Source organism: Albidovulum inexpectatum (genome assembly GCF_002927635.1).
Classification (GTDB): domain Bacteria; phylum Pseudomonadota; class Alphaproteobacteria; order Rhodobacterales; family Rhodobacteraceae; genus Albidovulum; species Albidovulum inexpectatum.
Genome location: NZ_PRDS01000001.1, coordinates 501,983 through 528,414, shown reverse-complemented (window position 1 = coordinate 528,414; position 26,432 = coordinate 501,983). Strand labels below are relative to the sequence as shown.

Genomic DNA, 26,432 nt, shown 5'->3' with positions numbered 1-26,432 from the left:
GGCCCCACCGCGTGAAGAAGCGACCCGCCGGGATCAACGCGGACGAAGACAATCAAGAAAGACACGCCCCGATTGTTTGAAAAATGCACGGCCACGTTGGTCTTTGTTGCGCGTCGCGCAATTCATGATTGAAAATGATTGACAGATTTGCGAACCAAGGCAGGTGTATGAAGAAATTTTCTTGTCGCTGACACAGTTTGGCCAAGAATCAATGAAATATCGAATGCTATAGTTCTGTGTAGCCGGATTGGGTGTTCGGCAAGGGTGCGATGGTGGTGTTCAAATCTTTCGGCGTCGAAATTTCCTCGCGCCGTTCCGTTCTCGGTCCGCGCACAGGCGCAGGCCGCGCAGGTTTCTCAACAGGTCGTCCGGTTCGGACATCCGCGTTCTTGCTGACGCGGCAATGACTTGTGATGTGATGCAAGGTATTGGGGTTTCTGTCGGGTATGGACGAACGAATTGACAATCCAGGGGTTTCATCGGGGGACGCCAATCCCTTTTCCCTTTGTGCCGATCTCTATGCGCCGTTCCAGGAAAAGCTGGATGATATCCGCAGCCAGGCGGCTGAACTGGCGCAGAATACTGATGCATCCCTCGCCGATCGGCTGAATGCGCTGATCCGGCGCATCGACTCGTTCTCGCCATCGGTCGCGCTGGTCGGTCAGGTCAAGGCCGGCAAGACGGCGTTGGCCAATGTCCTGTCCGGGACGCCGGGTCTGCTGCCTTCGGACGTGAACCCGCTGACCTCGGTCGTCACCACGCTGCATCTGAACGGCCGTCACCCCGACGGGCGCACGCGGGCCGCCTTTACCCTTTTCGATCGCAAGGAATGGGACGCGTTGACCCGTGATGGCGGCCATCTGGGCAAACTGGCCATGCGCGCCGGCGCCGAGGATGAAGCCGCGCGTCTGCGCGCCCAGGTCGACCAGATGCGACGGCAAGCGCAGGCGCGGTTCGGATCGGGCTTCGAAGCGCTGTTGGGCAAGATCCACAAATACAGCTATTGCGAACGTGATCTTGTCGAACGCTATGTCAGCATGGGCGATCCGGCGACGGATTCGAAAGGCCGGCGCAGCCGCTTTGCCGACATCACGCGCTCGGCCGATCTGTATGTCGATCATCCCCATTTGCCGGGCCGTATGAGCCTGCGCGACACGCCGGGCGTGAACGACACATTCCTGGTGCGCGAACAGATCACATTGCGATCGCTGGCGCGTACCGATGTCTGCATCGTCGTGCTGTCCGCACACGAGGCCCTGTCCACGGCCGACATGGCCCTGATGCGCATGATCTCGGCGTTGGAGGATCGCCAGGTCGTCCTGTTCGTGAACCGCATCGATGAGCTGGAGCGCCCGTCCGAACAGGTGCCGGAAATCCGCGCCAGCATCCTCGCGACCCTGGCGAAGACGGATGGTGGCCGATCGGTCGAGCTGGTCTTCGGTTCCGCGCGCTGGGCCGAGATCGCGCTGAATGGCGGCCTTGGACAGATGAACGAGGCCGAGCGCGCCGCGCTTTACGACTGGGCCAGCGTCGCGGGCCAGGGCGCCGTGCGCGACGCCTCGGGCTTCACGTGGCGCCTGTCCGGCGTGCCCGAGCTGATGGCGGCCGTCTACCGCCGTATCCTGGATCGGCCGGCGCGTCGCATGATCGAAGGGGTCAATGCCGATCTTGGCAACATCCTTGCAGAGATTCGCGCAGCGCAGGCCGCGCGCGAACAGGCGACCGAGGAAGAGATCGCCGAGCTGGGCGCCCGCCTGCAGGCCGCCGCCGATGCCCAGCGCGCGCGGCTGGACACCGCGCTGGACCGGTTGATCGCAACGCTGCGCCAGCGTCTGCATCGGGTGCAGGAAAATTATGTCGAACGCGCGACCCGCGCCCTGATCGACCATGTGCGCCGGACCGGCCGCCACGATACCTGGTCGTTCGGGACCTCGGGCCTGCGTTTCGTCCTGAAATCCACCTACATGCGCTTTTCCCATGCCGCCACGATCGAGGTCGAGGAGATCTATCGCGAGACGGCGGAAACCCTGTCGGGCATCTGGCGCGATTACCTGGGCCTTGCCGAGGGAGAGCTAACGATCGAGCCTCCGCAGGTGCCGGAAATCCCCGCCCCGACCGCCATCGGCCAGACCATCGCGGTCGATCTGGGCGTGCCGTGGTGGAAACGCTGGTGGTTGCACCGCAAGGACGAAGACGCGATGGCGCGGGACTATGCCGATCTGATCCGGGCCGAAGTCGCGACCATTGTAAGCGATCTCGAGACCGTGCAGTTCAACGAAGTCATGATCGAGATGCGTGCGATCCTTGACGATTTCACGCGCCAGCAGATCGCCACGATCCTGCGTGTCGCCCGCGGCAAGACGGAACCGCAGATCACCCTGCAGCCGATGGACGCGCCGCCAGGTTCGGTTCTGGCCGCCTCGGACGCGAAGTCCGGGCGTAGCGCTGCCTGAAACCGGCCGGAGGACGCAGGATGGTCAAGGAAGACGTGATCCGGCCAAGGCCCCCCCGTACGGTCGATCCGGACAAGCTGGAGCGACTCAGGCAGTGGAGCCGGCGCAAGCCCGTCATCGCCCTGATGGGCGAATTTTCGTCGGGCAAGTCAACATTGCTGAACCTGCTGGTCGGGCAGGACATGATGCCGGTCAAGGTCACGGCGACGCATCTGCCGCCGGTCTGGCTGCGCTACGGTTCGGCCGAGCCCTACAGGATCGATCGCAAGGGGCGCCGCCATCCCGTGGATCTGAACCGCCTGTCCGACGTTCCGGTCGAGGATACCCGCGTGATCCGGGTGTTTTCCCAGGCTGACATCCTTGGCCGCTGTGACCTGATCGACATGCCCGGCATTTCCGATCCGAACCTGGCCGCGCAGGATCATCTGGACATCCTGGCCGCGGCCTCGGGCGTGATCTGGTGTACCCATGCCGCCCAGGCCTGGCGCGAGAGCGAGCGCGCCATGTGGGCCGAGATGCCCGCAAGGCTGAGGCAGAATTCGATCCTTCTGGTCACGCGGGCCGACAAGCTGCGCAGCGAAGAGGACGTGGCCAAGATCGAAGCCCGCCTTGCGCGGGAAACGAACGGCCTGTTCGCGGCGCGGATCTTTGCCTCGCTCAAGACGGCGCTTGCCGCGCAACGCGCCGACAATCCCTTGGCATGGGAGGCAAGCGGCGCGGCCGAGCTTGTAACGACGCTGGAATCGATCCTGCGGCGGGTGTCGAGGCGGCGAGAGCAGCTTCTGTCGCGTTATCTTGCCGAGAACGGCACCGCCGATCCGCAGCTGGCCGAAGGCGGTGCGATCGCGGTCGAAGACAACGCAGACGCCTCCGATCCTGCCGCGGGGACGGTATCCACGCCGCTGAGTCCGGATCAGGACGCGGCGCGCAGGGCGCTGTTATCCGATCTGCGCGACGTGCTGTCGCATCACGCGGCGGCGCTGGGGTCGGTCACGCTTGCCGATCTGGCGTCCCTGCTGGCCGAACTGGACCGCTGAAGCCGGTCGTGTCGAACCGCGCTTGGGTCATTCCCACCCGTCGCTGAAGCCGCGCGGCACTAACAGGTTGTGGCGTCCAAGCTCGGTCACGCGCCGTTCGCCGCACAGGGCCATCGTCGTGTCCAGCTCCTTGTGGATGATTTCCAGGGCGCGCGTCACGCCCGCTTCGCCCATTGCGCCCAGGCCATAGACATAGGCCCGTCCGATCATCACGCCCCGCGCACCCATGGCCACGGCCTTCAGCACGTCCTGGCCCGAGCGGATGCCGCTGTCCATCCAGACCTCGGTCTTGTTGCCGACGGCATCGACGATCGGGCGCAGCATGCGGATGGACGACGGTGCCCCGTCGAGCTGCCGCCCACCATGGTTTGACACGACGATTGCATCGGCGCCGATTTCCGCGGCACGTTCGGCATCCTCGACATCCAGGACGCCCTTCAGTACGACCTTGCCACCCCACATGTCCATCAGGCGACGGATACGGTCCCAGTTCAGCGCGGGGTCGAATTTCTCGGCCGTCCAGGCCGACAGCGACGAGGGGTCCGACACGCCTTCGACATGGCCCACGATATTGCCGAAGAAGCGCCGCTTCGTGCCCAGCATCTCGAATCCCCAGCGCCATTTGGTGGCCAGATCCAGCAATACGGGCAGCGTGAATTTCGGCGGTGCGGACAGGCCGTTCTTCAGGTCCTTGTGCCGCTGACCCAGGATCTGCAGGTCGACCGTGATCACCAGCGCCGAACAGCCAGCCGCCTTTGCGCGGTCGATGATGCGCCGGTTGAAGTCGTCGTCGTTCAGCGCATAGATCTGGAACCAGAAGGGCTTGCTGACATGCTCGGCCACGTCCTCGATCGAACAGATCGACATGGTGGACAATGTAAAGGGCACGCCGAACCGTTCGGCAGCGCGCGCCGCCTTGATCTCGCCATCCGCGCTCTGCATCCCCGTCAGGCCGACCGGCGCCAATGCAACTGGCATCGCCACATCCTGCCCCAGCATTGTCGTTGCCGTGGACCGGTTCGTCATGTCCACAGCAACGCGCTGGCGCAGGTGGATCCGGGAAAAGTCGCTGACATTTTCGCGGAAGGTCTGCTCGGTCCAGCTGCCAGATTCCGCGTAATCGTAGAACATGCGCGGTACGCGTCGGCGGTAGAGCTGCTTCAGATCGTCGATACAGGTGATGGTGGCCATGGATGTCCTCGATCTGCGGTCAGAAGTTCTTACCAATTTGTCGCATGCGCTTCAAATATTTTCCATTGCGAACCGGGCCGCGACGCCATTGACTGCGGCCAGGGACAATTCGAAATGCAAGCGCATTTGGCGGCAGGGGACGGGCAGGATGCAGGAAATCTTGTGGGGCACGCTGGGGGGACTGGTCGCGTGGATCGCCACGACTGCGGGCGCGGCTCCGGTGCTGGTGGGGCGGGGCATGTCCTCGCGCACGGCCGACACGATGCTGGGATTTGCCGCGGGCGTCATGCTTTCGGCGTCGTTCTTCTCGCTGATCCTTCCGGGGATCGATGCGGCCGAGCTGCAGACCGGATCGGTCGTTCTGGCCTCGCTGATCGCCTCTGCGGGCATCGCGCTGGGCGCGGGATTCGTTGCATGGCTGAACGCGACCCTGCCCCATGAACACTTCTACAGCGGAAGCGAAGGCGGGGCCGAACAGGCCGCGCTGGCGCGGATCTGGCTGTTTGTCATCGCGATCACGATCCACAATTTCCCCGAAGGCCTGTCGATCGGCGTGGCCTTTGGTGGCGGTGACCTGACCAACGGGATCTCGGTGATGACGGGCATATCGCTGCAGGACATGCCCGAAGGGCTGGCCGTTGCCGTCGCGCTGATCGGCCGCGGCTATGACCGGCGGCGGGCTTTCCTTGTCGCAAGCATGACCGGCGCAGTCGAACCCGTGGGCGCGTTTCTCGGGGCCGCCGCGATCACGGTATCGGGCAGTCTTCTGCCATGGGGCCTGACCTTTGCCGCCGGAGCGATGCTCTACATCATCAGCCACGAGATCATGCCCGAGACACACCGGAACGGACACCAGAACAGGGCGACCGCCGGCCTGATCGCGGGGCTTGTCCTGATGATGGTGCTGGATGTTTCCCTGGGCTAGGACATTCAGGCCCGATGCGCGCCTTCGGCCAGGCTGCGCACGAATTCAAGGATCTCCTCGACCGAGCGACCCTCTTCGACCTGCTTGACGATGGCCGAGCCCACGACCGCGCCATCGGCGACCGAGGCGATCTCGCGGGCCGTGTCCGGCGTGCGGATGCCAAAGCCGACCACGACGGGAATATCGGTCTGCGACTTGATCCGCGCGACTTCGGGGGCGACATCCTCGGCCCGCGCCGCAGCGGCTCCCGTGATCCCGGTGATCGAGACATAATACACGAAGCCGGACGTGTTCTGCAGCACCTTCGGCAGGCGGCAGTCATCCGTGGTGGGCGTCGCCAGACGGATGAAGTTCAGCCCGGCCTTCTGGGCGGGGATGCACAATTCCTCGTCCTCTTCGGGCGGCAGATCAACGACGATCAGCCCATCGACCCCGGCCGCGCGGGCGTCTTCCAGAAAACGATCCACGCCATGGTTGTAGATCGGGTTGTAATACCCCATCAGGACAACCGGGGTGGTGTTGTCGTCTTTGCGGAATTCGGCCACCATCTCCAGCGTCTTGTTCAGCGTCTGGCCCGCTTCCAGCGCGCGCTGTCCGGCCAGCTGGATCGTCGGGCCGTCGGCCATCGGGTCGGTGAAGGGGATCCCCAGTTCGATGATGTCCACGCCGGCGCGCGGCAGGCCGCGCATGATCTGCATGGATGTCTGCCGGTCCGGGTCGCCCGCCATGATATAGGCGACAAAGGCTTTCTTTCCCTTTTCGCGAAGCGCGGCGAACGTGCGGTCGATCCTGGTCATGAACGGGGCTCCCTGAACTGCATTCCGGTCTTGCAGAATGGCGGACGGAAAATCAATGCCCCAGAACCGCGCAACAGGAAATGTGGTGTGCGATACCCGGCCTGGCCGCCCCGCGGGCCTTGACCGCGCCCCCGTTGCGCCCATACATGCCCCGGATCGATCAATGGAGGGCAAGCATGGGTTTCCGCATGGGCATCGTCGGACTGCCGAATGTCGGCAAGTCGACGCTTTTCAACGCGCTGACGCGCACCGCCGCGGCGCAGGCGGCGAACTTTCCCTTCTGCACGATCGAACCGAATGTCGGCGACGTCGCCGTTCCGGACGAACGCCTGAACCGTCTGGCCGAAATCGCGGGGTCGAAACAGATCATCCCCACGCGCATGACCTTTGTCGACATCGCGGGGCTGGTCCGTGGCGCCTCGAAGGGCGAGGGTCTGGGCAACCAGTTCCTGGCCAATATCCGCGAGGTCGATGCCATCGCCCATGTCCTGCGCTGCTTCGAGGATGACGACATCACCCATGTCGAGGGCCGGATCGATCCGATCTCGGACGCCGAGGTGATCAATACCGAGCTGATGATCGCCGACATGGAAAGCCTGGAACGTCGTCTGGCCAATATCGCGCGCAAGCTGAAGTCGGGCGACAAGGATGCGCAGGCGCAGGAACGGCTGATGCGCCGCGCGCTCGAGGCGCTGGAGGCCGGACGTCCCGCCCGCACGGTCGAGGTGCCCGAGGAAGACCGCAAGGCATGGAAGATGCTGCAGCTTCTGACCGCCAAGCCGGTCCTGTATGTCTGCAACGTCGAGGAAGCCTCGGCCGCGACCGGCAATGCGTTGTCCGAAAAGGTCGCGCAGATGGCGCGCGAAGAGGGCGCGGGCGTCGTCGTGATCTCGGCCCGGATCGAGGAAGAGCTGGCGCAGATGGAGCCCGAGGACGCCAGGATGTTCCTGGCCGAGATGGGGCTCGACGAGCCGGGTCTCGACCGGTTGATCCGCGCGGGCTATCAGCTTCTGGGCCTTCAGACATATTTCACCGTGGGCCCCAAGGAGGCGCGCGCCTGGACGATCCGCAAGGGTACGCTCGCGCCACAGGCCGCGGGTGTCATCCATGGCGATTTCGAACGCGGCTTCATTCGCGCCGAGACGATTTCCTATGACGATTATATCGCCTGCGGCGGCGAAGCCGGCGCGCGCGAGGCGGGCAAGCTGCGCGTCGAGGGCAAGAGCTATGAGGTCAAGGACGGCGACGTCCTGCACTTCCTGTTCAATGCCTGAGGACCGTTCCCGCCCGCGGGGGGCGGGTGGTCACTCGTAGCGGCGCTGATCGTCAATCACCTTGCCATCATTGGGCAGGCTGCCGGGCGGAACGATCTCGACCCGGCCGCGCAGCTTCAGAATGGCGGTGACCGACGATTCATAGCGTGCCGGATCGCCGCTCTCGGTCTCGATCTGGACTGTCATCTGGTCCATTTCGCCCTCGCGCGTGGCGATGATCCGGGCGCGCCGGATCTCGGGGTGGCGGGCGCACAGATCCGCGACCTGTTCGGGGCGCACGAACATGCCCTTGATCTTGGTCGTCTGGTCGGCCCGGCCCATCCAGCCCTTGATGCGCATGTTGGTGCGCCCACAGGGGCTTTGCCCCGGCAGGACGGCCGACAGATCGCCCGTGGCAAAGCGGATCAGCGGATAATCCGGGTTCAGCGTGGTCACCACGACTTCGCCCACCTCGCCTTCGGGCACCGGATCGCCGGTGCCGGGGCGGACGATCTCGACGATCACGCCTTCGTCCACGATCATCCCCTCCATCGCGGGGCTTTCATAGGCGATATTGCCCAGATCGGCGGTGGCATAGCATTGCAGGCACGTGATCCCGCGATCGGCGTAATGCTGGCGCAGGCTGGGGAACAACGCGCCCCCGCCGACGGCGGCCTTGGTGATGCGCAGGCGTTCGCCCATCTCCTCGGCCCGATCAAGGATCACCTTCAGATAATCCGGCGTGCCCGCATAGGCGGTCGAGCCGATATCGGCCGCGGCGCGCACCTGCAGATCGGTCTGGCCGGTTCCCGCGGGAACGACCGTCGCGCCCACCGCGCGGCAGCCATTCTCAAAGATCATCCCGGCCGGGGTCAGATGATAGCCAAAGCAGTTCTGGACGATATCGTCCGCCCCTATTCCCGCCGCATGCAGGAAGCGGCCCATGCGCCACCAGTCATGCCCGATCCCGCCGGGTTCATAGATCGGTCCGGGCGACTGGAAGACATGTGCGACGTTCGACACGGGCAGGCCGCCGAAGGGTGGATTGGCCTTCTGCCGGGCCGACAGCTCGGACTTGCGCAGGACGGGCAGCCGGGCCAGTTCCGACAGATCCGACAACGGGTCCAGCCCATGCAGGGCCAGCTGCCGGTTCAGCGCCGCCAGTTGATCTGCCGCGCGTTCGTCCGTCGAACGGGTTTCCAATGCGTCGTAATGGGTCACGGTGCGATCCTTCATCATCCCAGCCACCGTTTGCGGCGCCGATAGCTGCGCACCTCGCGATAGCTCTTGCGGCCCTTGTCGGACATGCCAAGGTAGAATTCCTTGACGTCGGGGTTCTCGCGCAGCTCGGCCGCGGGGCCGTCCATCACGACGCGTCCCGATTCCAGGATGTAGCCGTAATGCGCGTAGCGCAGCGCGACATTGGTGTTCTGTTCGGCCAGCAGGAAGGTCACGCCCTCGTTCTCGTTCACGGCCCTGACGATCTCGAAGATCTGCTCGACCAGCTGTGGGGCAAGGCCCATGCTGGGTTCGTCCAGAAGGATCGTCTCGGGCCGGCTCATCAGGGCGCGGCCGATGGCGCACATCTGCTGTTCGCCGCCCGAAGTGTAGCCCGCCTGGCTGCGGCGGCGTTCCTTCAGGCGCGGGAAATAGGAATAGACCATCTCCAGATCGGCGGCGATCTGGCCCTTGTCGCTGCGGGTATAGGCGCCGGTCAGCAGGTTTTCCTCGATGGTCAGGTGCTCGAAGCAGTGGCGGCCCTCCATCACCTGGATGACGCCCATGCGCACCAGTTCGGCCGGGTCCAGGTCCTGCACGCGCTGCCCGCGATACAGGATCGAGCCCTTCGTCACCTCGCCGCGTTCCGATCGCAGCAGGCTGGAGATCGCCTTCAGCGTCGTCGTCTTGCCCGCGCCGTTTCCGCCCAGAAGCGCGGTGATGCCGCCCTTGGGCACGGTCAGGCTGACCCCCTTCAGCACGAGGATCACGTGGTTGTAGATCACCTCGATATTGTTGACCTCAAGCAGGGTCTCGGTCCGTCCGGCGTCCAGCATCGGTGTTCTCCGGGCCTTGTGTTGTGCGGATACCCCGGCCCGGCAATGCGGGCCGGGGCGGGTCAGGTCAGTTGCAGCGCTCGGCGATGCCGTTTTCGGCCGCGAAGGCGGCGGAGTCTTCGGCAATCAGCGGGTCGATGATTTCGGAATCCGATGCCAGCCAGTCGGAAGCCGGGTTCCACTTCTTGGCCGCGGCATCCCACTGGAAGATCATGGCCGTGCCCGGGCCGCCGTGATCCTCGCACGAGGCCTGGATCGGCTGCGAGAAGCCCGGCAGGCCAAGCTCGGCCAGACGCTCTTCGGTCAGGTTCAGGGCCTCGAAGCCGTCGCGGACCTCGGCCGGGGTCACGTTCGAATGACCGGCCAGTTCCTGGGCGGTGCGGATGGCCTCGGCAATCACCATCGCGGCATACATGCCGCGCGAATACAGCACGTTGCCCGGGTTCGATCCGTCGCCCGCCGCCTTGCCGGCGTCATAGACGTATTTCTTGAGGTCCTGATAGACCGGATAGTCGGACCCGGTGCCATGGAACGAGATCATCCGGTAGCCATTCGCGCCCTCGCCTGCCGGCAGCACGTCGTTTTCCGACCCCGACCACCAGATGCCGTAGAACTGGTCCATCGGATAGCGGATGTTGACGGCCTCCTGAATGGCGACGGCGTTCATCACGCCCCAGCCATACATGATGACATAGTCGGGCCGCTCGCGCCGGATCTGCAGCCATTGCGACTTCTGTTCCTGACCCGGGTGATCGACGGGCAGCAGCGTCAGTTCGAAGCCATGCTTCTTGGCCAGCTCCTCGAGCGTGCGGATCGGCTCCTTGCCATAGGCCGAGTTGTGATAGACCAGCGCGATCTTCTTGCCCGAGATGTCGCCGCCATTGCGGTTCAGGATGTCCTTGATGATGATCGAGGCCCCGTCCCAGTAATTGGCCGGATAGTTGAAGACATTGGCAAAGACCTTGCCATTGGCGGCCGAGGTCCGGCCATAGCCGGGCGTGTACAGCGGGATGTTGTCGGCCGTCACCTTCGGAATCAGCTGATAGGTAATGCCGGTGGACAGCGGGTTGTAGACCAGCGCCCCCTGGCCCTTGGTGGCCTCGTAGCATTCGACACCCTTTTCGGTGTTGTAAGCCGTTTCGCATTCGGTCACGACGACCTTTTCGCCGCCGATGCCACCGTCACGTTCGTTCAGAAGCGTGAAATAGTCGGTGAAGCCATCTGCATAGGGCACACCATTCGCGGCATAGGGGCCGGTCCGATAGCTGAGGTTGGGGATCATCAGATCCGCCATGGCGGGCGTCGCAAGGCCGATGGCCAGGGCGATCGCCGTCAGGGTCTTCTTCATTGGTCTTCCTCCCATGAATTGAGTCCTTGCGCCGGCTTGTCGGCCGGTCTTGTCGTTGGGCCGGGCCATCCTAGTGCGGGAAGGGCCACAGCCGGAGTTTTTCCTTGGTCAGGCGCCACAGCTGGGCCAGGCCGTGCGGCTCGACGATCAGGAAGGTGACGATCAGGCCGCCGACGATCATCAGCTCGATATGGGCGGCAAGGTCCGTCGCCCAGCCCAGCTGGCCCACCAGCACGTTCTTGAGAAGGACGGGCAGCAGCACCATGAAGGCCGCCCCCGCAAAGCTGCCGAAGATCGAGCCAAGGCCGCCGATGATCACCATGAACAGCACCAGGAACGATTTCTGGATGCCGAAGGCCTCGCCCACTTCGGCCGCGCCCAGATAGACCGAGAACAGCAGCGCCCCGGCCACGCCGATATAGAAGGACGACACCGCAAAGGCCGACAGCTTGGCGGTCAGGGGATTGACGCCGATGATTTCGGCAGCGATGTCCATGTCGCGAATGGCCATCCACTTGCGTCCGAAGGCGCCGCGGGTCAGGTTGCGCGCCAGCCAGGCCAGCGCGAACAGCAATGTCAGGCAGATCAGGTATTTCGCCGCGGCCGTCGTGTTGGGCCCGGTCACCGCATGGCCAAGGACCGTGCGCTCGGGCGCCGAGATCTGGCCCGAGGCCGAGTAATTGTAGAACCACGGCACCTTGTTGAACAGCCAGACAAGGAAGAACTGCGCGGCAAGCGTCGCCACGGCAAGATAGAAACCCTTGATGCGCAGCGACGGCAGCCCGAACAGCAGCCCGACGCCCGCCGTGATCAGCCCGGCCAGCAGGATATGGATCACGATCGAGACATCCGGAAAGGCCGTCATCAGCTTGTAGACCGAATAGGCCCCGACCGCCATGAAGCCCCCGGTCCCCAGGCTGACCTGCCCGCAATAGCCCGTCAGGATGTTCAGCCCCAGCGCCGCGATCGCATAGATCAGGAAAGGCACGAAAACGGCGTTCGCCCAATAATCGTTGATGAACAGCGGCACCACGCCGAAGGCCACGGCCAGCAGTACATAATAGGCCCGCCTGTCCAGCCGCAGGGGAAAGGTCTGGCTGTCCTCGACATAGGACGTCTTGAAGTCACCTGCCTCGCGATAGAACATCTCTTACCCCTCTCTGACCGAAAGCTGTCCGCTGCCCGTCCTGGCTGTGGTCCGCATCCGGCCGCATGTGGCGTGGCGAAACCGGTTCATTCCGTCATCTCCCCGGACTGGTCCTGACGGTTGCGCAGATGTTCGGGCAAGACCCGCCGGGCCGGGCGGGCATAGCCCGTGGTCTCGCAATGGCGCGCCAGCCAGAGATAGCAAAGCAGGCCCGCGCCCGCGCCCAGGGCGGCCAGGATCAGGGCAACCAGCGTGCTGGAATCGGCCGGGCCGGTCAGCGCAAGATAGCCGAAGGCCCAGAACCCCGACCAGGCGATGACATTCAGCGTGGCGACCAGTTTCGGCATTGATCAGACCCTCTCGATGATGCGTTCGCCGAACAGGCCCTGCGGCCGGAAGACAAGGAAGACCAGCGCCAGCACATAGGCGAACCAGTTCTCGGTCGCGCCGCCGATCATGGGACCTACGAAGAACTCGAACAGCTTTTCGCCCATTCCGATGATCAACCCGCCCACGATGGCACCGGGGATCGAGGTAAAGCCCCCAAGCATCAGGACGGGCAGGGCCTTCAGCGCGATCAGCGACAGCGAGAACTGCACGCCCGATTTCGCGCCCCACATGATGCCGGCGACCAGCGCCACGATGCCGGCGATCGACCAGACAAGGATCCAGATGAAGCGCAGGCTGATGCCGACCGAAAGCGCGGCCTGGTGGTCGTCGGCCACCGCCCGCAGCGCGCGTCCATACTTGGTATATTGCGAAAACAGCGACAGCGTCAGCACCAGCAGCCCGGCAACCACGGTCGCCACGATGTCCAGATTGTCGATGAAGAAGCCATAGCCGAAGGCGTCATAGGTGACGCGGTCGATGGTTTCGTTGATCCCCTGCGGCAGGCCGACATCCAGCTTCTTGATGTCCGAGCCCCACATCAGGTCGCCAAAGCCCTCGAGGAAATAGGCAAGACCGATCGTCGCCATGAACAGGATGATCGGTTCCTGATTGATCAGGTGCTTCAGCACGATGCGCTCGATCAGCACCGCAAGCAGGATCATCACCAGACCGGTCAGGACGATCGCGACGATCGCGGGCAGCTCCCATCCGAAATGGTGCAGATCAGTGCCGAAGATCGCGTTGATCAGGTGGGAAAACGGTATCTGCCCGGTCTGGATACCCACCAGGGTCAGTGCGGCAAAAAGCGCCATCACCCCCTGGGCATAATTGAAGATGCCGCTGGCCTTGAAGATCAGCACGAAGCCCAGCGCGACCAGCGAATACATCACCCCCGCCATCAGGCCGTTCAGCGCGGCCTCGGTGGCAAACAACATCTGTTCAGGCATGGCGGCTCCTTTCCAGGGCGGGGTGCTTGGCGCGCGGCTCAATCATGGCTTACCCCCAGATAGGCGTCGATGACGTCCTGGTTGTTGCGGATCTCGTCGGGCGTGCCGTCGCCGATCTTCTTGCCGTAATCCATCACGACCACGCGGTCGGACAGGTCCATGACCACGCCCATGTCGTGTTCGATCAGCGCGATGGTCGTCCCGAACTCGTCGTTCACGTCGAGGATGAAGCGGCACATGTCCTCCTTTTCCTCGACATTCATGCCGGCCATCGGTTCGTCCAGCAGCAGAAGCTTTGGTTCGGCGGCCAGCGCCCGCGCCAGTTCGACGCGCTTCTTCAGGCCATAGGGCAGGCGGCCGACGGGCGTCTTGCGGATCGACTGGATTTCAAGAAAGTCGATGATGCGTTCGACCTTCTCGCGATGGGCGACCTCCTCGCGCTGGGCGCGGCCCCACCAGACGGCCTGCGACAGCATGCCGGTCTTCATCAGGGTCAGCCGGCCGGTCATGATGTTGTCCAGAACGCTCATGCCTTCGAACAGCGCGATGTTCTGGAAGGTGCGCGCGATGCCCTGACGGGCGACCTCGTAGGGCTTCATCGGCGGGCGCTTGCGGCCGCGGAACCAGACCTCGCCCTCTTGCGGGTGATAGAATCCCGAGATCACGTTCAGCATGGAGCTCTTGCCCGCACCGTTCGGCCCGATGATGGCGCGGATCTCGCCTTCGCGGATGTCGAAGGAGATGTTCTTGATCGCCTCGACCCCGCCAAAGCGCAGCGTGATGTTGCGCAGGTCCATCAGGACCGGGCCGATCCGGCGGCCGTCTGCGGTGGTGTAGCCTTCGGTCATGTCCGTCATGCGCGCATTCTCCTGAGGCGGGCGGGGCTTGCGGGGCTCGACATCCGGGCAAACCTCATTCCGCTGCCGCCTTCGTGCTGACCGGGACCACGGCGGCGTCGCGGATCGTCAGCGTGGCGCTGATCTTGCCCTTGCGACCGTCTTCGTAGGTCACCTCGGTTTCGGTATGGACGCTGTCCTTGCCGCCATAGAGCGCGTCGATCAGGTCGGCGTATTTCTGTTCGACGATCCGCCGGCGGACCTTGCGGGTGCGCGTCATCTCGCCGTCATCGGCGTCCAGTTCCTTGTGCAGCACAAGGAAGCGATGGATCTGGCAGCCCGACAGCATCGGATCCGCGGCCAGGGCGCGGTTCACCTCCTCGACATGGGCTTGGATCATGTCGCCGACCTTGGGGTGCTGGCTCAGCTCCTGATAGCTGGAATAGGCGATGTTGTTGCGTTCGGCCCAGTTGCCCACGGCGGTCAGGTCGATGTTGATGAAGGCACAGCACCTGTCGCGACCCGCGCCAAAGACCACGGCCTCAAGGATGTTGGGATAGAATTTCAGCTTGTTCTCGACATATTTCGGCGCGAACAGTGACCCGTCGGCCATCTTGCCCACGTCCTTGGCCCGGTCGATGATGCGCAGCTGTCCCGTCTCGGGATCGAAGAAGCCCGCATCGCCCGTGGCCACCCAGCCTTCGGCATCCTTGGTCGAGGCCGTGGATTCGGGGTTCTTGTAATATTCGACAAAGACGCCGGGCGAGCGATAGAACACCTCGCCATTCTCGGCGATGCGGATTTCGACGCCGGGGCTGGGTACGCCGACCGTATCGGAACGCACCTGTCCGTCCGGCTGCTGGGTGATGAAGACCGATGCCTCGGTCTGGCCGTAGAGCTGTTTCAGGTTGATGCCCAGGCTGCGATAGAAGTCGAAGATCTCGGGGCCGATCGCCTCGCCGGCGGTATAGCCAACGCGGATGCGCGAAAAGCCCAGCGTGTTCTTCAGCGGGCCATAGATCAGGATGTCGCCAAGCGCATAGCGCAGCCGATCGCCAAGGCCGACGGGTCGGCCATCAAGGATCGCCGGGCCGACCCTGCGGGCCACTTCCATGAAGTGATCGAACAGCCACTTCTTGATCCGTCCCGCATCCTCCATGCGGATCATCACGTTGGTCAGGACGGTTTCGAAGATGCGCGGCGGCGCAAAGAAGTAGGTAGGGCCGATCTCGCGCAGGTCGGACATCATGGTTGCCGGGCTTTCGGGGCAGTTCACCGTGAACCCGGTCCAGTAGGCCTGCCCGACCGAGAAGATGAAATCGCCAACCCAGGCCATGGGCAGGTAGGCAAGGATCTCCTCGTTATGGGTCAGATGGTCGAATTCCGCGGAATTCTTCGACGTGACGATGATGTTGCGGTTGGACAGGACCACGCCCTTGGGCTTGCCCGTCGTGCCGCTGGTATACAGCATCACGCATGTATGGTCGAAGGTCAGCTCGGCCTTGCGCCGGTCGAGTTCCTCGCCCAGCCGCGTTTCCGCCGCGCGCCCCTCGCGCGCGATGTCGGCCAGCGAAGTCATGTGCGTGTGGTCGTATTTGCGCATGCCCCGCCCATCGAGATAGGCGATGTGGCGAATGCCCTTCACGCGGTCCTGGATCTCCAGCACCTTGTCGACCTGCTCCTGGTCGCCCGCGACGACAAAGCGCGCGCCGCAATGGTCCAGGACATAGGCCATCTCCTCGGCAACCGCGTCCTGGTACAGGGGCACGGGGATCGCGCCGCACATCTGCGCCGCCACCATCGACCAGTACATCGCCGGGCGGTTGCGTCCGATGATCGCGACGCGGTCGCCACGTTCGACACCCAGAACCAGAAGCCCCAGAGCCAGCGCGCGGACCTCGTCGGCGGTTTCGGCCCAGGTCCAGCTTTGCCAGATGCCGAATTCCTTCTCGCGATAGGCGGGCAGCGCCCCCCAGCGTCGGGCATTACGTTCCAGCAAGGCCGGGATCGACTGCAGATCCTCGGGTCGGGTCTGTTCTGCCAAGGTTTCCTCCCCCTGCGCGGTCGCGCCATCGCGGCTGCGTCTGCCCGCATGGCCCGGGATTCCCCGTCCCGGGTGCTGCGGATCGGGCGTCAGACTGCCGCCCGCTTCAGCTTGCCGTCAAAGGTTTCGTGACTTTTGCGCAATTGTAACGAATTGTAACCGGGCCGCTTGCCCCTTTTCCGCCGCCCCATGGCGGTGCTAGCCATGTTCGGGGAGGAGAAACCGACATGGAGCGAGAGGACAGCCGCGCGCGCCTGACCCAGGCGGGGCTGAACCTGATCCAGCAGGCGCTGTCGATCTATGACCGCGACCTGCGTCTGGCGGTGTGCAATCGCCGCTTCCGCGAGATGTTCGACCTGCCCGAGGAATTCGCCAGTCCCGGCGCGCGGTTCGAGGACACGATCCGCTATCTGGTCCAGCGCGGTGAATATGGCAGGGTCGAGGATGTCGAGGCCGCGGTCCGCATGCGCGTCGAGCAGGCCCGCGCATTCCGACCGCATTACATGGAACGTACCCGGCCCAACGGGCGGACCATCTCGGTCGAAGGGTCACCGTTGCAGCAGGGCGGCTGGGTCACCGTCTATACCGACATCACCGAGATCAAGGCCCAGGAGGCCCTGTTGCGCGCCCGGTCGGCCGAACTTTCCGAACAGGTCCTGGCCCATGCCGAACGGCTGGCCCAGGCGAACCGGGAACTTGCCGCGATGAATGCCGCGCTGGAGGAAGCCAAGCGTGAACTGACCGAGATGGAGGCGCGCACGCGGCTGGTGACCGAAATGATGCCGGCCCATATCGCGCATGTGGGCCGCGACCTGCGCTATACCTATTCGAACCGCCGCCTGTCGGCCGTGATGCCGGGCAGCCGATCCGACATCATCGGGCTGTCGGTGGCCGAGGCGCTGGGTCGGCCCACTTTCGAACGCATCCGTCCGGGCCTGATGCGGGCGCTGGCCGGACAGGCCAATGTCTTCGAGATCACGCATGACGAATCGGGCCGCCGCATCCGCATCGCGCTGACGCCCGATCGCGATGTTCAGGGCGCCGTGCAGGGCGTCTATATCCTGTCCATGGACGTGACCGAGGAAGCGCAGGCCCGCGCCGCGCTGACCCAGACGGCCAAGCGCGAGCTGGCGGCCAAGCTGACCTCGGGGCTGGCGCATGACTTCGCGAACCTGCTGACGATCATCCTGGGCCTGCAGGGGCGGCTGCTGCGCGTCCGCGACCTGCCACCGGAGGCGTCGGACCTTGCCCAGGCCACGCTGTCGGCGGCGCGGCGCGGCGGGGCGCTTCTGGACAGGATCGCGGCGATCTCGGGCCCGCGCGAGATCCGCCCCGCGCCGACCGACCTGCCCGCCCTGCTCGAGGAACTGCGCATCATGGCCGAACCTTCGCTGCCCGAAGGCGTGGGTCTCGACATCCTGTGCTTCGTGCCGCCGGGCGCGCTGATGCTGGATCCGGGGTCCCTGCAGGATGCGCTGCTGAACCTGGTGCTGAACGCGCGCGACGCGGTCGGACCGGGCGGCGGCCGCATCACCATCACCGCGCGCGCCATGGGCGAGACCTGGCTGGAGATCACCGTGGCCGATACCGGCCCCGGCTTTTCGCCCGAGGCGCTGGAACGCGGTCTGGATCCGTTCTTCACCACCAAGGGCGGCGGCGGATCGGGGCTGGGCCTGTCGATGGTCTATGACCATGCGCGCCTGATGGGGGGAACCGTTCGGCTGGCGAACCGGCCCGAAGGGGGCGCCCTGGTCACGTTGCGCCTGCCCTTGCGCCGCGCGCCGGCCGAGGCCATGCGCCCGCTTCTGGTCCTTCTGGTCGAGGATGACGACGACATCCGCGCCACGATCCGAGAAATGCTGCGCGCGCAGGGCCATTCGGTGGTCGAGGCCGCGACGCATGCCGAGGCCGAGGATCTGGCCGCCCTGCCGGGTCTTGACCTCGTCCTGTCCGACATCAATCTTGCCGGCCGGGGCAGCGGGATCGATCTGGCCCGCAGGCTTAAGCAGCGCGGCCACGCGGCCCGCGTGGTGCTGATGACGGCGCTGCCGCCGGGCGATCCCCTTCGCGCGCAGGCGGGCGAGATCACGGTGCTGACCAAACCCTTCGACGCTGCCGCGCTTGCGGCGGCGATCAGCCAGGAGATGGCCGCATGAGCGACACTGCCCGGACCGGCCTGGACGACGACACCCGTCCGCTGGTCGCATTGCTGGACGACGAGCCCGAGATCCGCCGGATGCTGGTCGATGCGCTGGAAGAGGCCGGGTTCCGCATCATGGCCTTTGGCCGCGCGCGTGAATTCGAGGCCGCGCTGAAACGCACGACGCCCGATGTCTGTCTTGTCGATCTTGGCCTGCCGGACCGCGACGGCCTGGCGCTGGTGCATCGCCTCGCGCTGGAATCGGGCGCGGCGATCATCATCATCTCGGGCCGGGCGCAGGTGCAGGACCGGGTGATGGGGCTCGAGCTGGGGGCGGACGACTACATCATCAAGCCCTTTGACCCGGCCGAGGTCGTGGCGCGAATCCGCGCCCGCCTGCGCCGCCCCAGACAGGATCATGGCCGCGCCCGCATCGCGCGCTTTGCCGGATGGACGGCCGATTTCGACCGCTACATGCTGATCGACCACCAGGGCCGCGAAGTGCCCTTCAGCCATGCCGAGGGAGAGGTTCTGCGCCTGTTCCTGGAAAGCCCCCGGCGGGTGATCTCGCGCGCCCAGATGCAGGAAAGCCTGGGCGGCGCGGCGGGCGAAAGCTTTGACCGCGCGATGGATGTGCGCATCTCGCGCCTGCGGACGAAGCTGGGCGAGGACCCGCGCAATCCGCGCCTGATCAAGACGATCTATGGCGCGGGCTATGTCTTTCTGGGCGAGGTCCGCTGGGGCTGAGGGGGCTTGCCCGCGCGGCGCGGCTGCGGTCAGATCGCCGGCGATTCAGGATGATGGAGCAGCCTCATGCGAATTCACTGGTGCGGCACCGGACTGTCCTCGCGGCCCGGATTGCGGCGGCTGATCGAGGACGGTCATCCCGTCACGGTCTGGAACCTGCCCGTCGATCCGGCGCGCGAGGCCGTGGGGGATCTGACCGACGACATCCATCCGATGCAGCCCGAACGCTTTGCCGCGGCGCTGAAGCCCGGCGACATCGTGGTCTCGATGCTGCCCGCCGCCCTGCATGAACCGCTTGCCCGCCAATGCGTGGAACAGGGCGCGCATTTCGTCTGTTCAAGCTACATGACCGATGCCCTGCGCGGGCTGAACGCGGCGGCGCTGGAGAAGGGGCTGCGCATCGTCTGCGAGGTCGGGCTCGATCCCGGGATCGATCATCTGATGGCGCATGACCTGATCGCGGCCTATCGGGCCGCCCCGGTCTATTCACGCGACAACCGGCTGGTCTTCCGGTCGTATTGCGGCGGCGTCCCGGCGATCCCGAATGCGTTCCGCTACAAGTTCTCATGGTCGCCGCTGGGGGTGTTGCGCGCGCTGATGGCGCCGGCCCGGTCGATCCGCGCGGGCGTCGAGCTGAGCGTTGCCCACCCGTGGGACGCGCTGCGGCAGGTCACCCTGCCGCTGACCCCGCCGGAAAGCTTCGAGGTCTATCCCAACCGCGATTCTCTGCCCTATCTGGACAGCTACGGGCTGCGCGGCGCGGGCGAGATCCGCGAATTCGAGCGCGGCACGCTGCGCCTGACGGGCTGGGCCGAGGCCTGGGCCGAGATCCTTGAAGAGCTGCGCGCAAACCCCTCTGATGCGCGCCTTCAGGAACTGGCCGGGCAGCTTTGGCAGCTTTATCCGCTTGGGCCGGACGAGCCCGACCGCGTGGTGATGCAGGTCGAGCTGATAGCCGAAGCGGGCGGAAGGCCGGTCTGGCACCGCTCATGGGTTCTGGACGCGCGCGGCGATCTGCGCGGATCAGCCATGGCAAGGCTGGTATCTGGCACGGTGGCGCTGGCGGTCGAGGCCGTGGCGGAACGCGCCCTTCCAGCCGGGGTGCAGGGCGCGCCCTCGGACCCGCGGCTGTATCTGCGATGGCTCGACCGGCTGGGCAGCCAGGCCCAGGTCATGCGCCGGGTCGATCACCTTCAGGGCGTGCGCTGAAGCTGGCGGCCGGGCGCGTCCTCGCCCTCGAAATCGAAGGCATCCAGCCGCGCGGCGCGTCGTCCGGCCCGTTCGGCCGCGGTGGCGATACCGTCCAGATCGGCGCGGGCCTGATCGAAATGGGTGGACAGCTTGCCCGCCCGTTCGACCACAAGTTCGATGTCGCGATGCAGCTGCCGCAAGGCGGCGCGGATCGCGCCCGCCTGTTCGCGCATTCGCGCATCCTTGAGCACCGCGCGCATCGTGTTCAGCGTGGCCATGCAGGTCGTGGGCGAGACGATCCAGACCCGCGCGGCAAAGCCTTCGCGCACCAGTTCGGGGAAATTGGCGTGCAGTTCGGCATAGACGGCTTCGGATGGCAGGAACAGGATCGCGCCGTCGGCGGTTTCGCCCTCGATGATATAGCGTTCGGCAATCGCGCGGATATGGTTGCGCAGGCTGATGCGCATCTCGCGCTGGGCCTCGATCCGTTCGGATTCGTTCCTGGCCCGGCGCAGCTTTTCATAGGCCTCGAGCGGGAATTTCGCGTCCACCACGATCGGGCCCGGCGGATTGGGCAGGTGGATCAGGCAATCGGCGCGCCGGCCGTTCGACAAGGTCGCCTGCATGGTGAAGGAATCGGGCGGCAGGGCCTTGTGCACGATGTCGTGCAGCTGGATCTCGCCAAAGGCGCCGCGCGTCTGCTTGTTCGACAGGATGTCCTGCAGGCTGAGCACCTCGCTGGACAGTTTCTCGAGCTTGGACTGGGCGCGGTCGATCACCTCCAGCCGCTCTTGCAGCGCGCCGAGGCTGCGGGCGGTGCGCGCGGCATTGCCGTGCAGGCTGTCGGTCATGGCGCGCGTCGCCTCGGCCAGCCGGGTTTCCATCAGTTGCAGAACCTGTGCCTGCTGGGCGGCCTGGGCTTCGGCCACATGGGTCAGGCCGCCGGCCAGGCGCTCCTGCGCGGCATTCAGCGCGCCGATCTGCGAATCCAGCCGGCCCAGAATGTCGATCAGGGGTCGCGCCATGCGTTCCGCCCGCGCCGCGCGCAGCACTGCCATCACCAGCAGGATCAGCATCAGCCCCAGGCCCGCGGCGGCCCAGAGGATGCGCGGATCGTCAAGCAGGATCGACAGGTCGCCGGGCTGGATCATGTGCGTCCGAACAGCCGTTCGATATCGGACAGGCGCAGCTCGACATAGGTCGGCCGGCCGTGGTTGCACTGGCCCGACAGCGGCGTGCGCTCCATCTCGCGCAACAGCGCGTTCATTTCCTCGACACGCATCCGGCGGCCCGAACGGACCGAGCCGTGGCAGGCCATGCGCGACAGGACCGCGTCGATCCGCGCCTCCAAAGTCCGGCTGTCGCCTTCGTCGCGCAGTTCGTCCAGGATGTCGCGGATCAGGGCGGCGGCATCGACCTCGCCAAGGATTGCGGGGGTTTCACGCACCGCGATCGCGCCGCCGCCAAAGGGTTCGACATTCAGCCCCAGGCTGGCCAGCGTTTCGGCGTGATCAAGGATCAGCGCGGCATCGGTGGGGTCAAGCTCGACCACCTCGGGGATCAGCAGGGCCTGCGCGGCCACGCCATGTTCGGCGCGCTGGCGCTTCAGCCGTTCATAAACCAGCCGTTCATGCGCGGCATGCTGGTCGACGATCACCATGCCGGTCGCCGTCTGGGCGATGATATAGTTTTCGTGGATCTGCGCCCGCGCCGCGCCCAGCGGGCAGGCGGTTGCGGGATCGGGCGCGTCCTGGTCGGTGTCGGGTAGCGGGGCGTCGAACCGGGCACTTGCCTCGGCCAGTTCCGGGGCAAGATGCGGCGTCGTCGGCGGCTGGGACGGCGCCGCGCCGGGGGCAAAGGCCAGACGGCTGGCCTGAAGCGCCCGCGCCGAGGGGCGATCCATCTGGTAGATGCGCGGCGGAGCGTCGGCTGACACCGGTTCGGGCCGCATCGCGCCCAGCGTCATGCCCGCGACCGTGGTCGCGCTGCGATGGCCGGCCTCGGCCAGCGCGTGGCGCAGGGCCGATACCAGCAGGCCCCGGGCAAGTCCGGGATCGCGGAACCGCACCTCGGCCTTGGCGGGGTGGACATTGACATCGACGGATTCGGGCGGGCAGGCAATGAACAGGGCCGCCGCGGGGTGCCGGTCGCGGGGCAGAACGTCGGAATAGGCCGCCCGCAACGCACCGGTCAGCAGCTTGTCGCGCACGGGCCGGCCATTGACGAACAGGAATTGTTCGACCGCCGCCCCGCGCGAATAGGTTGGCAGCGCCGCCAGCCCGGTCAGGCGCAGGCCTTCGCGCTCGGCCTCGATCGGAATGGCGTTTTCGACGAAGTCGCGGCCCAGAAGAACCCGCAGCCTGCGCGACAACGCATCGAACAGCTCTCCCTGCTCGGCATCGGCACGCAGGATCACGCGGCCTTCGCCCCCGCCCGAAACGTCGCGCAGCACGAATCCCACGCGCGGTTCGGCCATGGCCAGCCGCAGGACGACATCCTTTATGGCCATCGCCTCGGCCCGGTCCGAGCGCAGGAATTTCAGTCGCGCGGGCGTGGCGTGGAACAGATCGCGCAGTTCCACCACCGTGCCGCGCGACAGCGCCGCAGGGCGGACGGGCCCCATCCGGCCCCCATCGACCTCGATCATCGCCGCGTCGTGGCCTTCGGCCCGCGAGGTGATGCGCAGCCGCCCGACCGCGCCCAGCGACGGCAGAGCCTCGCCGCGAAAACCGAAGCTGCGGATGTTCAGCAGGTCCGACTCGTCGATCTTCGAGGTCGCATGACGCGACAGCGCAAGCGGCAGGTCCTGAGCCGTCATGCCGCAGCCATCGTCGGTGACGCGGATCAGCGTCTTGCCGCCATCGGCCTGCGCGATCTCGATCCGTCGCGCGCCCGCATCCAGCGCGTTCTCGACCAGTTCCTTGACGGCCGAGGCAGGGCGTTCGACGACCTCGCCCGCGGCGATGCGGTTGATCGCGGCTTCGTCCAGCTGGCGGATTACCGGGCGGTTCTGGCTTATCTTGGGGTCGATCACGGTCATGCCACCAGACCTAGCATGCCGTGCGCCGATTCGGCCAGATGCCCGCTGCCCGTCCCGTCAGTTGGAAACATCCAGTCCCCGGGGCTGGCCGACGACGACGAAGCGCAGGCCGTCGGGTTGCATCAGCCGCGCGGCCACGCGGCGGATATCCTCGGCCGTCACGGACTCGATGTATCCATTGCGCTCGTTGACATAGCTGATCGGAAGCCCCTCCATCTGCATTCCGACAAGGATCGCGGCGATCGGCCCGTTGCCGTCAAAGCGCAGAGGGTAAGAGCCGGTCAGATAGGTCTTGGCGGCCTGCAATTCGTCCTCGCTCACGCCTTCTGCGGCGATGCGGGCCCATTCCTCGCGCACCACGCCGATCGCCTCGGCGACCTTTTCGTTGGCCGAGGCGAACTGGCCCTGCCACAATTCGGCCAGGTCCATCGGGGCCAGCCAGGTATAGATTCCATAGGTCAGGCCGCGGCGTTCACGCACTTCCTCCATCAGGCGGGCGCCAAAGCCCGATCCGCCAAGGATGTGGTTCAGCACATAGGCAGCAAAGAAATCGGGATCGTCGCGCCTGATCCCCTTCTGGCCGAAGACGACGACCGATTGGGGAACGGGAAATTCGACGATGCTGACGCCTCCGCTCAGCGCGGGTTCGACATGTGGGGGCAGAGGCGCGCCGGTTTCGGGCAGATCCCCCAGGATCCGGTCCAGAAGCGGGCCCAGCTCTTCGGCCGTGATGTCGCCGACGGCCGATACATACAGCCGGTCGCGCGCCAGCGCCCCGCGATGGATCGCCACCAGATCGTCGCGCGTGATTGCCGCGACGCTGTCCTCGGTGCCGTTCGGCGAACTGCCATAGGGATGATCGCCAAAGGCCAGCGCGTCGAATTCGCGCCATGCGATGGCATTCGGGTCGGATTGTTCGGAACGGATGATCGACAGCATCTGGCCGCGAACACGTTCGATCGCGTCGGGATCGAAACGGGGCTGCGTCAGGGCAAGGCGCAAGAGCTCGGCCGCCTGATCGCGGTTCTCGCTGAGCATCCGGGCCGAGACCGAGACGGAATCGCGTCCCGCGTCAAAGCGGAACTCGGCGGCCAGATCGTCGCGCGCCCGCGCGAAGCCCTGGCTGTCGAAGTCGCCCGCGCCTTCCTCCAGCAGCGAGGCCATCAGCAGCGTCACGCCGCGCTTGTCGGCCGGGTCCAGGCTGGTGCCGCCGCGAAAGCGGATCTCGAGCGCGGTGAAGGGAATGGAATGTTCCTCGACCAGCCAGGCACGGATGCCGCCGGGCGAGGTCACTTCGCGGATGTCGATCGCGCGGGCGGGCAGGGCCGCGGAAAGCGCAAGCGTCAGCGCCGCGCACAGGCGAAGGGCAAGGCGGATCATTGCGTCATCTCCTGCTGGGTCGCGCCCTGCGGGGCCATCAGCCAGCCCGTGACGGCATGACGGCGGTCCAGAACCTGCCGGGCGGCCTGCATCACGTCCTCTTCGGTCACGGCGTCGAGTATCGCGGGCCAGTCGCGCACGTCCTGCAGGGTCAGGCCGGTCGTCAGGGCCTCGCCATAGCGGCGCGCCAGTCCCATCACGTCATCGCGGGCATAGATCTGCGCGGCATGGATGCGCGTCTTGACGCGCGCGAAGTCCTCGGGGGCGATGCCTTCGTCCAGGAAGTCCTGCAGCGCGGTATCCAGCGCGGCCTCGGCCTCGGCAAGACTGATGCCCTGAGCGGGAACGACGGCCAGGGTGAACATCGTGTCGTCCAGCGCGGTGCCGTCATAGCCGGCCGAGGAATGCACGGCGACCGTCCTTTCGAATTGCAGCTTGCGCGCAAGATACGAGGTCTGGCCGTCGCCGCCCAGAAGATCGGCGAGAATCGTCAGCGCGGCGGCCTGGCGCTGATCGCCCGGGTCACGTTCGGGCGCAAGATAGCTGCGCACCACATAGGGCTGTCGCACGCGCGGATCGATGAAGGTCATGTGCCGCTCGGCAAGCTGAGGCGGTTCCTGAGGCCGCACGCGGGGGGCTATGTCGGGGCTGGGCTCCAGCGGGCCGTAATAGCGTTCGGCCAGTTCGCGCACCTTGTCCGGGGTCACGTCGCCCGCCACGATCAGCACCGCGTTGTTGGGCGCGTAATAGGTCCGGTACCAGGCCAGCGCGTCCTCGCGCGTCAGGGCTTCCATCTCGTGCCGCCAGCCGATGACGGGACGGCCATAGGGGTGGTTGAGATATTGCGCCGCGCGGCGCTGTTCGGAAAACAGCGCGCCGGGGTCGCTGTCGGTGCGCTGGTTGCGTTCCTCGATCACGACCTCACGTTCGGTGCGCCAGTCGTCATCGGTCAGACGCAGGTTGCGCATGCGGTCGGCCTCCATCCGCATGACCAGATCCAGCCTGTCGGCCGCGATGCGCTGGTAATAGGCCGTGAAGTCCCACGAGGTGAAGGCGTTGTCCGAGCCGCCATTGGCCTGGACGATGCGGGAAAATTCGCCCGAGGGCACGGTGTCGGTGCCCTTGAACATCAGGTGTTCCAGATAATGCGCGACACCGGACAGGCCCGGGCGCTCATCCGCCGCGCCGGCGCGGTACCAGACCATCTGCACCACGACCGGCGCCCGGTGATCCTCGATCACGACGACCTGCAGGCCGTTGTCCAGCGTGAAATCCGTGACCCGTTCCGCGGCTTGGGCCTGAATGTCCGCCTGTGCCGGCATGGTCGTTTCGGCACGCGCGGGGATCGCAGCGGCGAGTCCCGACGCGGCAGACAGAAACGCGGCGCATATTGCGGGTCGGGCAAGTCGCGCCCAGAGAGAATTGTCTTTCCGATGCCGCATCGTCTCCTCCTGCGATGGAACCAGAGGTAGCGGACGGAACGCCACGGTCAAGCGGATCGGCGCGGCGCGA

The 26,432-nt window shown here is 65.7% G+C and carries 21 protein-coding genes; 7 read left to right on the top strand and 14 right to left on the bottom strand.

The genetic code is table 11. The features are described 5' to 3' along the window. Nucleotides 1–446 precede the first annotated feature (446 nt). Nucleotides 447–2,453 (top strand): dynamin family protein, encoded by a 2,007-nt coding sequence (locus LV82_RS02675; protein ID WP_104069128.1) that lies wholly within the window; start codon nucleotides 447–449, stop codon nucleotides 2,451–2,453. Between the two features lie 20 nt (nucleotides 2,454–2,473). Further along, nucleotides 2,474–3,490, top strand: a complete 1,017-nt coding sequence (locus tag LV82_RS02670) for a dynamin family protein (protein ID WP_104069127.1) — start codon at nucleotides 2,474–2,476, stop codon at nucleotides 3,488–3,490. 27 nt (nucleotides 3,491–3,517) lie between these two features. Here LV82_RS02670 and LV82_RS02665 read toward each other — a convergent pair whose 3' ends face one another. Further along, nucleotides 3,518–4,681, bottom strand: a complete 1,164-nt coding sequence (locus LV82_RS02665; RefSeq protein ID WP_104069126.1) for an alpha-hydroxy acid oxidase — start codon at nucleotides 4,679–4,681, stop codon at nucleotides 3,518–3,520. Between the two features lie 148 nt (nucleotides 4,682–4,829). Between LV82_RS02665 and LV82_RS02660 the strand changes: the two genes are divergently transcribed. After that, on the top strand, nucleotides 4,830–5,606 hold the full coding sequence (locus LV82_RS02660; RefSeq protein ID WP_104069309.1) for a ZIP family metal transporter: 777 nt from the start codon (nucleotides 4,830–4,832) through the stop codon (nucleotides 5,604–5,606). A gap of 5 nt (nucleotides 5,607–5,611) precedes the next feature. Here LV82_RS02660 and trpA read toward each other — a convergent pair whose 3' ends face one another. Next, nucleotides 5,612–6,403 (bottom strand): tryptophan synthase subunit alpha, encoded by a 792-nt coding sequence (gene trpA / locus LV82_RS02655; protein ID WP_104069125.1) that lies wholly within the window; start codon nucleotides 6,401–6,403, stop codon nucleotides 5,612–5,614. A gap of 176 nt (nucleotides 6,404–6,579) precedes the next feature. Here trpA and ychF point away from each other — a divergent pair, with 176 nt between their 5' ends. Beyond that, entirely contained in the window at nucleotides 6,580–7,677 is a 1,098-nt protein-coding gene (gene ychF, locus LV82_RS02650; protein ID WP_104069124.1) for a redox-regulated ATPase YchF, read from the top strand. Between the two features lie 30 nt (nucleotides 7,678–7,707). On the opposite strand, the gene LV82_RS02645 is transcribed toward ychF, so the two are convergent. From LV82_RS02645 to LV82_RS02610, 8 genes are all read right to left on the bottom strand, one after another. Next, entirely contained in the window at nucleotides 7,708–8,877 is a 1,170-nt protein-coding gene (locus LV82_RS02645; RefSeq protein WP_104069308.1) for a phenylacetate--CoA ligase family protein, read from the bottom strand. A gap of 14 nt (nucleotides 8,878–8,891) precedes the next feature. Beyond that, entirely contained in the window at nucleotides 8,892–9,710 is an 819-nt protein-coding gene (locus LV82_RS02640; RefSeq protein ID WP_104069123.1) for an ABC transporter ATP-binding protein, read from the bottom strand. Between the two features lie 67 nt (nucleotides 9,711–9,777). Further along, on the bottom strand, nucleotides 9,778–11,058 hold the full coding sequence (locus LV82_RS02635; protein WP_104069122.1) for an ABC transporter substrate-binding protein: 1,281 nt from the start codon (nucleotides 11,056–11,058) through the stop codon (nucleotides 9,778–9,780). A 70-nt stretch (nucleotides 11,059–11,128) separates the two neighbouring features. Beyond that, nucleotides 11,129–12,205, bottom strand: a complete 1,077-nt coding sequence (locus LV82_RS02630) for a branched-chain amino acid ABC transporter permease (RefSeq protein WP_104069121.1) — start codon at nucleotides 12,203–12,205, stop codon at nucleotides 11,129–11,131. 86 nt (nucleotides 12,206–12,291) lie between these two features. After that, nucleotides 12,292–12,552 (bottom strand): hypothetical protein, encoded by a 261-nt coding sequence (locus tag LV82_RS02625; RefSeq protein ID WP_104069120.1) that lies wholly within the window; start codon nucleotides 12,550–12,552, stop codon nucleotides 12,292–12,294. Between the two features lie 3 nt (nucleotides 12,553–12,555). After that, nucleotides 12,556–13,542: a branched-chain amino acid ABC transporter permease gene (locus LV82_RS02620; RefSeq protein ID WP_104069119.1), complete on the bottom strand. Its 987-nt coding sequence runs from the start codon at nucleotides 13,540–13,542 to the stop codon at nucleotides 12,556–12,558. A gap of 38 nt (nucleotides 13,543–13,580) precedes the next feature. Next, entirely contained in the window at nucleotides 13,581–14,399 is an 819-nt protein-coding gene (locus tag LV82_RS02615) for an ABC transporter ATP-binding protein (RefSeq protein ID WP_104069118.1), read from the bottom strand. Nucleotides 14,400–14,454: 55 nt separating this feature from the next. Continuing rightward, nucleotides 14,455–16,422, bottom strand: coding sequence for an AMP-binding protein (locus LV82_RS02610; protein ID WP_104069117.1), 1,968 nt, complete (start codon nucleotides 16,420–16,422; stop codon nucleotides 14,455–14,457). Between the two features lie 227 nt (nucleotides 16,423–16,649). Here LV82_RS02610 and LV82_RS02605 point away from each other — a divergent pair, with 227 nt between their 5' ends. The 3 genes from LV82_RS02605 (at nucleotide 16,650) to LV82_RS02595 (ending at nucleotide 20,518) form a co-directional block, all read left to right on the top strand. Next, entirely contained in the window at nucleotides 16,650–18,578 is a 1,929-nt protein-coding gene (locus LV82_RS02605; protein WP_104069116.1) for a hybrid sensor histidine kinase/response regulator, read from the top strand. After that, complete coding sequence (locus tag LV82_RS02600) at nucleotides 18,575–19,309, top strand: response regulator transcription factor (RefSeq protein ID WP_104069115.1); 735 nt, start codon at nucleotides 18,575–18,577, stop codon at nucleotides 19,307–19,309. The genes LV82_RS02605 and LV82_RS02600 overlap by 4 nt, the downstream gene beginning before the upstream one ends. A 66-nt stretch (nucleotides 19,310–19,375) precedes the next feature. Then, nucleotides 19,376–20,518, top strand: coding sequence for a saccharopine dehydrogenase family protein (locus LV82_RS02595; protein WP_104069114.1), 1,143 nt, complete (start codon nucleotides 19,376–19,378; stop codon nucleotides 20,516–20,518). On the opposite strand, the gene LV82_RS02590 is transcribed toward LV82_RS02595, so the two are convergent. The 4 genes from LV82_RS02590 to LV82_RS02575 are packed head-to-tail and all read right to left on the bottom strand — an operon-like array spanning nucleotide 20,503 to nucleotide 26,242. Further along, nucleotides 20,503–21,651 carry a DNA recombination protein RmuC gene (locus LV82_RS02590; RefSeq protein WP_104069113.1) on the bottom strand — a complete coding sequence of 383 codons (1,149 nt, stop codon included), beginning with the start codon at nucleotides 21,649–21,651 and terminating at the stop codon, nucleotides 20,503–20,505. The two genes, LV82_RS02595 and LV82_RS02590, sit on opposite strands and share 16 nt — an antisense overlap. After that, complete coding sequence (mutL, locus tag LV82_RS02585) at nucleotides 21,648–23,540, bottom strand: DNA mismatch repair endonuclease MutL (RefSeq protein ID WP_104069112.1); 1,893 nt, start codon at nucleotides 23,538–23,540, stop codon at nucleotides 21,648–21,650. Before mutL ends, LV82_RS02590 begins: the two co-directional genes overlap by 4 nt. 57 nt (nucleotides 23,541–23,597) lie before the next feature. Further along, nucleotides 23,598–24,920: a M16 family metallopeptidase gene (locus tag LV82_RS02580; RefSeq protein WP_104069111.1), complete on the bottom strand. Its 1,323-nt coding sequence runs from the start codon at nucleotides 24,918–24,920 to the stop codon at nucleotides 23,598–23,600. Continuing rightward, nucleotides 24,917–26,242, bottom strand: a complete 1,326-nt coding sequence (locus LV82_RS02575; RefSeq protein WP_245873058.1) for a M16 family metallopeptidase — start codon at nucleotides 26,240–26,242, stop codon at nucleotides 24,917–24,919. Before LV82_RS02575 ends, LV82_RS02580 begins: the two co-directional genes overlap by 4 nt. Nucleotides 26,243–26,432 lie beyond the last annotated feature (190 nt).

Coding starts and splice junctions, on each gene's coding strand:
- LV82_RS02675 (WP_104069128.1), top strand. CDS start 447: ATGGACGAACGAATTGACAATCCAGGGGTTTCATCGGGGGACGCCAAT.
- LV82_RS02670 (WP_104069127.1), top strand. CDS start 2,474: ATGGTCAAGGAAGACGTGATCCGGCCAAGGCCCCCCCGTACGGTCGAT.
- LV82_RS02665 (WP_104069126.1), bottom strand. CDS start 4,681: ATGGCCACCATCACCTGTATCGACGATCTGAAGCAGCTCTACCGCCGA.
- LV82_RS02660 (WP_104069309.1), top strand. CDS start 4,830: ATGCAGGAAATCTTGTGGGGCACGCTGGGGGGACTGGTCGCGTGGATC.
- trpA (WP_104069125.1), bottom strand. CDS start 6,403: ATGACCAGGATCGACCGCACGTTCGCCGCGCTTCGCGAAAAGGGAAAG.
- ychF (WP_104069124.1), top strand. CDS start 6,580: ATGGGTTTCCGCATGGGCATCGTCGGACTGCCGAATGTCGGCAAGTCG.
- LV82_RS02640 (WP_104069123.1), bottom strand. CDS start 9,710: ATGCTGGACGCCGGACGGACCGAGACCCTGCTTGAGGTCAACAATATC.
- LV82_RS02635 (WP_104069122.1), bottom strand. CDS start 11,058: ATGAAGAAGACCCTGACGGCGATCGCCCTGGCCATCGGCCTTGCGACG.
- LV82_RS02630 (WP_104069121.1), bottom strand. CDS start 12,205: ATGTTCTATCGCGAGGCAGGTGACTTCAAGACGTCCTATGTCGAGGAC.
- LV82_RS02625 (WP_104069120.1), bottom strand. CDS start 12,552: ATGCCGAAACTGGTCGCCACGCTGAATGTCATCGCCTGGTCGGGGTTC.
- LV82_RS02620 (WP_104069119.1), bottom strand. CDS start 13,542: ATGCCTGAACAGATGTTGTTTGCCACCGAGGCCGCGCTGAACGGCCTG.
- LV82_RS02615 (WP_104069118.1), bottom strand. CDS start 14,399: ATGACGGACATGACCGAAGGCTACACCACCGCAGACGGCCGCCGGATC.
- LV82_RS02605 (WP_104069116.1), top strand. CDS start 16,650: ATGGAGCGAGAGGACAGCCGCGCGCGCCTGACCCAGGCGGGGCTGAAC.
- LV82_RS02600 (WP_104069115.1), top strand. CDS start 18,575: ATGAGCGACACTGCCCGGACCGGCCTGGACGACGACACCCGTCCGCTG.
- LV82_RS02595 (WP_104069114.1), top strand. CDS start 19,376: ATGCGAATTCACTGGTGCGGCACCGGACTGTCCTCGCGGCCCGGATTG.
- LV82_RS02590 (WP_104069113.1), bottom strand. CDS start 21,651: ATGATCCAGCCCGGCGACCTGTCGATCCTGCTTGACGATCCGCGCATC.
- mutL (WP_104069112.1), bottom strand. CDS start 23,540: ATGACCGTGATCGACCCCAAGATAAGCCAGAACCGCCCGGTAATCCGC.
- LV82_RS02580 (WP_104069111.1), bottom strand. CDS start 24,920: ATGATCCGCCTTGCCCTTCGCCTGTGCGCGGCGCTGACGCTTGCGCTT.
- LV82_RS02575 (WP_245873058.1), bottom strand. CDS start 26,242: ATGCCGGCACAGGCGGACATTCAGGCCCAAGCCGCGGAACGGGTCACG.